The following is a 6,869-nucleotide window of genomic DNA, read 5'->3' as shown; positions in this document are numbered from 1 at the left end:
CGAAGGGGCGATTGCCCGGCAGCATGATGTCCAGGCGATTCACAATCTGGTGAAGAGGTTCTTTACGCTCAAGCGCCATGCCAACAATACACCAGACCATCATTTCGAGGGGAAGACGGCGCTTGCGTAGCGTTACAGTACCTGATTCGGCAAGGCAACGAGAGATGAGTTCGGGGTCGAGGTAATCCCCCAGAGAAGTCAGTGGGTTACGCAGAGAATCGTAACGGGATACCAGATCAAGAGCCTGTCCAATGTGCATAAAAAAATCCGGAAACAAGTGAGCGTTTCCGGATTCTTACACAGCCACTGGATCGGTCAACTGATCCTTAACTGATCGGCATTAGAGTCTGTGCTCCGGTTTTTTATTATTCGCTAATCAATTACTTATTAACGAACTCTTCGCCCAGGGCGATATCTTTCTTGAGCGTATCCAGCATACCTTCCAGCGCGTTCTGTTCAAATGCGCTCAGGGTACCGATAGATTTACGCTCTTCCACGCCGTTTTTACCCAGCAGCAGCGGTTGAGAGAAGAAACGGGCGTACTGACCGTCGCCTTCAACGTAGGCACATTCGACAACGCCTTGTTCGCCCTGCAGTGCACGAACCAGAGACAGACCAAAACGTGCAGCTGCCTGGCCCATAGACAGGGTTGCAGACCCGCCACCGGCTTTCGCTTCAACCACCTCAGTACCCGCGTTCTGGATACGTTTGGTCAGATCAGCCACTTCCTGCTCGGTAAAACTAACGCCAGGAACCTGTGACAGCAGCGGCAGAATGGTAACACCAGAGTGACCGCCAATAACCGGCACTTCAACTTCGCCTGGCTGTTTGCCTTTCAGTTCCGCAACAAAGGTGTTGGAACGAATGATATCCAGCGTGGTAACGCCGAACAGTTTGTTTTTGTCATAAACACCGGCTTTTTTCAGCACTTCAGCAGCAATTGCAACTGTGGTGTTAACCGGGTTAGTGATAATACCAATGCACGCTTTCGGGCAGGTTTTCGCAACTTGCTGTACCAGGTTTTTCACGATGCCGGCGTTAACGTTAAACAGGTCGGAACGATCCATACCCGGTTTACGCGCTACACCTGCAGAGATAAGAACGACATCTGCGCCTTCCAGCGCCGGAGTCGCATCTTCACCAGAAAAACCTTTGATTTTCACAGCAGTAGGGATATGGCTCAGATCGACAGCCACACCGGGAGTCACTGGAGCGATATCATACAGAGAGAGTTCTGAACCTGAAGGCAGTTGGGTTTTTAACAGTAGTGCAAGCGCCTGGCCAATACCGCCAGCAGCGCCGAGGACTGCGACTTTCATCCTAAACTCCTTATTATATTGATAAACTAAGATATGTTGCTCCGCTGCCGCGACCTTAATCCACAAAATTGCCGTTTACAATGACCACATATCAAGAATGTGTAGTCACGCAAGTTTAGCGTTTATGCATTTAATTGCCGTAATCAGGAACCTAACTTACGTAATTAACAGTCGCTTATGCATTAGCGCAACATTCCAACAGGTGGTGACAATATACCCTACCGTTCAGCCAAAACAACATCAATTTGATAACAATTAATTTACTTTTAAGCAGAATTTGCATGCCGTGACGCAGGCATGTTTCTCAATAACGAAATTTGATAAAATCCCGCTCTTTCATAACATTATTTCAGCCTTCTTCAGGGCTGACTGTTTGCATAAAAATTCATCTGTATGCACAATAATGTTGTATCAACCACCATATCGGGTGACTTATGCGAAGCTCGGCTAAGCAAGAAGAACTAGTTAAAGCATTTAAAGCATTACTTAAAGAAGAGAAATTTAGCTCCCAGGGCGAAATCGTCGCCGCGTTGCAGGAGCAAGGCTTTGACAATATTAATCAGTCTAAAGTCTCGCGGATGTTGACCAAGTTTGGTGCTGTACGTACACGCAATGCCAAAATGGAAATGGTTTACTGCCTGCCAGCTGAACTGGGTGTACCAACCACCTCCAGTCCATTGAAGAATCTGGTGCTGGATATCGACTACAACGATGCAGTTGTCGTGATTCATACCAGCCCTGGCGCGGCGCAGTTAATTGCTCGCCTGCTGGACTCACTGGGCAAAGCAGAAGGTATTCTGGGCACCATCGCTGGCGATGACACCATCTTTACCACCCCTGCTAACGGTTTCACCGTCAAAGACCTGTACGAAGCGATTTTAGAGCTGTTCGACCAGGAGCTTTAATCTCTGCCCCGTCGCTTCTGGCGGCGGGGAAAATGTTGCTTATCCCTCTCAACCCCCTGCTTTCCCCTGCGATTAATTTAACGAATAGTGCGTTTTACTGCGACATGTCATTCACATAATGAATACATACGGTAAAAAAAGCACATTATGCAAAATTCATTATCTAATTGAAAATACTAGAATTAAAAATAAATGACCGTGTTTTTAATTCTTTTTTGTTATTAAAATTCACATTTTTAACACTTAGTATCAACTGAAACAGTTAGCGTGATATTAATTGGTTCAATAATTAGTGTATGCTTGATTTTGTGATATGGGTCACGAAACAAAGGCCCAGCTAAAAGATTATGTCGAGGTAAAAATCATGAAAATCAAAACCACTGTAGCTGCATTAAGCGTACTTTCTGTTCTCTCTTTCGGTGCATTCGCTGCCGACTCCATTGATGCTGCACAAGCACAAAATCGTGAAGCAATCGGGACCGTATCCGTAAGTGGTGTGGCGTCTTCGCCAATGGATATGCGTGAAATGCTGAACAAAAAAGCGGAAGAGAAAGGCGCAACGGCCTACCAGATTACTGAAGCTCGTAGCGGTGACACCTGGCACGCTACGGCTGAACTGTACAAATAAACCCTCATCGTCTTGTCCGACGATATTGCCCCCGGTTCGGGGGCTTTTTTTTGCGCTAATGACGAACATTAAAACGCAAATGCCCTTCCAGCTCTTCCTCTGCCTCATCAAACAGCAATATTAACGCGCCAAAACGGCGACGCGTTTTCTCTCCCAGATGAACAAATTCAATCTCAAGTGGTAGCGGCAGGACATCGTTCATTAACACATCCCATAGTGAGTCGAGATCGCGTACCTTATCTTTCGCCAGACCAAAGGTTTGGCTAAAGTCACGATAAAAATCCTCCTGACTATCAATCTCATCAAAATCAAAGGTATAAATATTCATCTATTGCCACCGTCACGTTTCGCGGCGAGTTCTGCCGTGCATCGCTAAGTATAGCCATGAAAAAACCGACACTTTTGGCGTCGGTTTTGACCTAACTATCGGTCAACGCATGTTGATACTTATGGAGCATACCCGCCAGCCGATGAACCGGTTCCGTCACCTGCGGTGGCGCTTGCCAGATGCGTAGCTTTTCCTGGTAGATTTCAAGTTCTTCCAGCAACTGGCCAAAGTACCGACGACGTTTATCATCGCTACGGGCAGATATCACATGGTCTGCTGTGCGGCGCATTTGTCGGTGAAACGCCGATAAATCCTCGTTAACCGGGATCGGCGCATCACGCAGGCGCTGGTGCGCGATAATCATCGTCAGCGCCAGGCGAAATTTCGGCAAATCCCCTGGGAACTTATTCATCAGCAAAAACAGCTGCTGATAAAGTGCCGGGAGGTGGTTCTCTTTACGACGTGCCACATTGGTAGTCATCGCGGAAACAGCGGCAGAAACAAACTGATTAAGCAGTACACGTCTGGTCCTGTCGCGCGATTTATCCCGCACAAGCAAAATAACGGTGAACGCGAGCACACAGCCGACGATTTGCCCTAATGCGCTGTCGAGAAACTGACTGAAATGGAAAGTCATCGGGTTATCCAGCACGATAATATTTATGGTGCTGGCCAGCGCCCCCATCGAGCCCAGTCGCCGTTGCTGTACTTCTATACCGAGGAAAAATCCCAGCACTGCCAGGCTAATACACAGCAGCAACATGCTCTGTTGGGTATTAGGGATAATCACCAAAAAGTAGAGCAGCCCTAACGGCAGCGCGGCCAGCGTCCCGTAGATAAAGTCGATCGCCACCATGCGTGGATTCGGCAAACGCATTGCCAGTGACGTCACTACCGCAATCATCACCATTGCACCACTGCCGGAAGTCCAGCCCGTCCACAGCCAGAAAAGCGTGCCCAGAATGCAGGAAAGTGTGGTTCGCCAGAAGTTAACCATCGCATGATGACGTTCGGCTGACTCTACTTTGACTTCCGGTTCGCCTTGCAGGATCTCTTCTTCGGTGGCGTTGATTTTTGTGTTACTGATAACGCCGCGCTTGAGAAGCTGATAACGCGTTGCCGCCGCGACCCAGCTATAAATGGTGACAGGCGTTTCCCGTTCCCCGGTCCAGGCGATAACTCTCCGCAGGCGTTTGAGCTGCTTGTGGACGTCCTGCGCGGTTTCTACCGGCGTGTCAAAAAATTCGCGGAAAGTATCAGTGATCAATTCCGGGCGCGTATTCTGAATAAGATAAGTTTCGCAGGATTGGGTAATCAGCGTCAGCGATAGCGTATTGATCGCTTTTAAACGTCGATTGGCCCGCGCCCAGCGGGAAGATTCCATATTCAGGTTGCTGCGCATGCCTTGTAGCGCCGTGGTGCGTCGCACTAGGTCGCCCCAGGCTTTATCGACAACTTCACCATCGCCATGCTTGATACAGAGTTGCATTAATTGATATTGCGCGACCAGCAAACTTTCCAGCTCTCGATCCACTTCTTGTTTGATCGATCGCGGAGAAAAGAGCAAATCCGCCATAATCGCACACACAATACCGATAACGATCTCGCTACAACGTTCGACGGCAAACTGCGGCGTAAGCAATGGTTCCGGCTGAATGGTGATCACAATGATCAGCGCGGTATAACCGGCCAGCCCCCACGCGTACGAGTTTTCTATTCGTACCAGCGAGGATATCCAGGTACAAAAACCGGCCCAGATACAGCACACCAGAATCATCAATAATGGTGCGCGGATCATCGCAATGATGATCACCAGTCCGGCAATACAGCCAATAAATGTGCCGATGATGCGCAAAAAGCCACGATAACGAATAGCGCCAGAATACGGTTCACCTCCCGCAGCAAAGGCCGGACCGGCGGCAACAATCGCCGCTGTCAGTACCGCCCAGCGTGGCGTTTCCAGCTGGAAGTGAAAGCCAACAAACAGCGCCAGTACAATGGCGGTCGCCAGTTTTACCGCAAAGCGAATATGTTGGTTAGCAATGGAGAAAATACCCATCGTGATTAACCAAACTCACGCAGGCGATGGGCCATTTTACGGAAGAACGAATCCTGGCTTTCGTCGCGATCTTGTTTGCCAGTGACCACCACTGTAGCAGTGGTGCCCGCAGGCCAGATGTTCTCTTGCTGGTTGTCGAGACGAATACGAACCGGAACACGTTGCGCAAGACGCACCCATTCAAGGTTAGAGTCTATAGTCGCCATCCCTTTGTCGTCACGCGTGCTGCTGGCGTTGGTGACCCCTGCGGCAACACTATCAACAGTCCCTTTCAGCACTTTGTTACTGCCAAGCGGCGTGATCTCTGCACGATACCCCGGACGCACCCCTTCCAGCTTAGTTTCTTCCATATAGGCCAGTACATAGAAGGAGTTCTGTTTCACCAGCGCAACCGCCGTTGATCCTCGAGTAATAAACTCACCGGTATAGACGTTGAGGTTGGTCACGCAGCCATCTGCTGGCGCGCGGATCACCGTGCGTTCAAGATCCAGTTTTGCCAGATCGCGGGTCGCCTGCGCTTTCGCTAACTGATGCAGAACCGTTTGTAGTACGTTGTTAGCCTGGTCGATCTCTTCGCGAGACATCGCCTGCACACCGAGACGGTTACGACGTCCGGCCTCCTGGCGTTTCTCCTGTGCCAGTACCTGATAATAAGCAACATCGGCTTGCGCTTCCTCAAGCGCCTTTTGATAGCGCGGCTGGTCGATGGTGAACAGTATCTGTCCTTTTTTCACCAGCTGGTTATCATGAACATTCACCTAGGTAATGAGTCCAGAAACGTCCGGCGCGATCGCAATGACGTCAGCGCTAAAGCGCGCGTCACGCGTCCAGGGGGATTCGGTGTAATAGACCTAGGCATTAAAAATTGCGATGAAGGCCAGAATGACTAATACGACCGTGATGGCCGTACGGGAGAATTTTCTTATTAGTGTTTTCACTTCAACCTCAAACGAACAGTCGCGATATCAAATAAAACAAGCAGCAATAGAGCGCGGTGTTGAACAACGCCGGATGCCAGACAAAGTCGTAGATACCTGTTGGCACAAGTACCCGGCGCACCAGCCAGAAAATCGCCAGTGATAAAAGCAATTCAAAAAATATCGGTGGGAAGGACAGCCCAAACACCACGATAACGGGAAACAGACTCATGTTGACCTTGGTTGTATAGAGAGAGCAGGCGTTATTATTTTCAGCATCTGTCGCCGCAGAGAAGGGCATGGAAAGCCGGGCGAGAGCAACATTGCTGTAGATTGATATTTAATATATTAGCGTAACTGTTATGCTGTTATCTATATTAGACTGGCCCCCTGAATCTCCAGACAACCAGTATCACTTAAATAAGTGATAGTCTTAATACTAGTTTTTAGACTAGTCATTGGAGTACAGATGATTGATGTCTTAGGGCCGGAGAAACGCAGACGGCGTACCACACAGGAAAAGATCGCAATTGTTCAGCAGAGCTTTGAACCGGGGATGACGGTCTCCCTCGTTGCCCGGCAACATGGTGTAGCAGCCAGCCAGTTATTTCTCTGGCGTAAGCAATACCAGGAAGGAAGTCTTACTGCTGTGGCCGCCGGAGAACAGGTTGTTCCTGCCTCTGAACTTGCTGCCGCCATGAAGCAGATTAAAG

The 6,869-nt window shown here is 49.2% G+C and carries 8 protein-coding genes and 1 pseudogene; 3 read left to right on the top strand and 6 right to left on the bottom strand.

Going from position 1 to position 6,869, the window contains the following annotated elements:
- Positions 1-277, bottom strand: a 277-nt coding sequence (locus BGK49_RS07305) for a transposase domain-containing protein (protein WP_024249094.1), incomplete at its 3' end; no start/stop codon positions are given.
- A 103-nt stretch (positions 278-380) separates the two neighbouring features.
- Positions 381-1,319, bottom strand: a complete 939-nt coding sequence (gene mdh, locus BGK49_RS07300; protein WP_001295272.1) for a malate dehydrogenase — start codon at positions 1,317-1,319, stop codon at positions 381-383.
- 434 nt (positions 1,320-1,753) lie between these two features.
- On the opposite strand from mdh, the gene argR reads away from it, so the two are divergent.
- Both argR and yhcN read left to right on the top strand, forming a co-directional pair.
- Positions 1,754-2,224, top strand: coding sequence for a transcriptional regulator ArgR (argR, locus tag BGK49_RS07295; RefSeq protein WP_001257846.1), 471 nt, complete (start codon positions 1,754-1,756; stop codon positions 2,222-2,224).
- Between the two features lie 364 nt (positions 2,225-2,588).
- Entirely contained in the window at positions 2,589-2,852 is a 264-nt protein-coding gene (gene yhcN, locus BGK49_RS07290; protein ID WP_000695690.1) for a peroxide/acid stress response protein YhcN, read from the top strand.
- A 55-nt stretch (positions 2,853-2,907) separates the two neighbouring features.
- Here the strand turns inward: yhcN and BGK49_RS07285 are convergent, their stop codons facing one another.
- The 4 genes and pseudogenes from BGK49_RS07285 to aaeX form a co-directional block, all read right to left on the bottom strand.
- Entirely contained in the window at positions 2,908-3,180 is a 273-nt protein-coding gene (locus BGK49_RS07285; protein ID WP_001029001.1) for a barstar family protein, read from the bottom strand.
- Positions 3,181-3,271: 91 nt separating this feature from the next.
- Positions 3,272-5,239 (bottom strand): p-hydroxybenzoic acid efflux pump subunit AaeB, encoded by a 1,968-nt coding sequence (aaeB, locus tag BGK49_RS07280; protein WP_000510975.1) that lies wholly within the window; start codon positions 5,237-5,239, stop codon positions 3,272-3,274.
- A gap of 5 nt (positions 5,240-5,244) precedes the next feature.
- Positions 5,245-6,177: pseudogene (gene aaeA, locus BGK49_RS07275) on the bottom strand (p-hydroxybenzoic acid efflux pump subunit AaeA).
- A gap of 7 nt (positions 6,178-6,184) precedes the next feature.
- Positions 6,185-6,388 (bottom strand): p-hydroxybenzoic acid efflux pump operon protein AaeX, encoded by a 204-nt coding sequence (aaeX, locus tag BGK49_RS07270; RefSeq protein ID WP_000051841.1) that lies wholly within the window; start codon positions 6,386-6,388, stop codon positions 6,185-6,187.
- A gap of 237 nt (positions 6,389-6,625) precedes the next feature.
- Between aaeX and BGK49_RS07265 the strand changes: the two genes are divergently transcribed.
- Positions 6,626-6,869, top strand: a 244-nt coding sequence (locus tag BGK49_RS07265) for a transposase (protein WP_000567704.1), incomplete at its 3' end; no start/stop codon positions are given.

Source organism: Shigella sp. FC1544 (genome assembly GCF_001722145.1).
GTDB classification, from domain to species: domain Bacteria; phylum Pseudomonadota; class Gammaproteobacteria; order Enterobacterales; family Enterobacteriaceae; genus Escherichia; species Escherichia coli.
Note: the sequence above shows the minus strand (reverse complement) of the source record. Positions and strands in the feature narration are given on the sequence as shown.